This is a genomic window from Paeniglutamicibacter sp. MACA_103 (assembly GCF_045798555.1).
Taxonomy (GTDB): domain Bacteria; phylum Actinomycetota; class Actinomycetes; order Actinomycetales; family Micrococcaceae; genus Paeniglutamicibacter.
Genome location: NZ_JBIXLN010000125.1, coordinates 1 through 409, shown reverse-complemented (window position 1 = coordinate 409; position 409 = coordinate 1). Strand labels below are relative to the sequence as shown.

Annotated in this window: 1 protein-coding gene; it reads right to left on the bottom strand. The window is 66.3% G+C overall.

Translation table 11 applies throughout. The features are described from left to right. Positions 1 to 121: 121 nt before the first annotated feature. Positions 122 to 409, bottom strand: a 288-nt coding sequence (locus ACIPVK_RS21825; RefSeq protein ID WP_407614075.1) for a hypothetical protein, incomplete at its 5' end; no start/stop codon positions are given.

The following is a 409-nucleotide window of genomic DNA, read 5'->3' as shown; positions in this document are numbered from 1 at the left end:
GACCGCGGTCGTTGATGCCGAGGGCAACTGGACCGTGACGTTCGCCGATGTTCCGGCCGGCGACCACAACGTGGTTGCCACCCAGGACGTCGACGGGTCGACGGCCGAGGTTGCGTTCACATCAACCGCCCCTGCGGCAACTGATGCAGATGCCGCGACGGCTGCTGACGCTGATGCCGATGCTGCGACGGCTGCTGACGCTGATGCCGATGCTGCGACGGCTGCTGACGCTGATGCCGATGCTGCGACGGCTGCTGACGCCGATGCAGCGACTGAGCCTGCGGCGACAGACGCTGACGCTGCGACCGCTGTAGATGCGGATGCTGCGGTTGACGCTGACGCTGCGACCGCTGTAGATGCGGATGCTGCGGTTGACGCTGACGCTGCGACCGCTGTAGATGCGGATGCT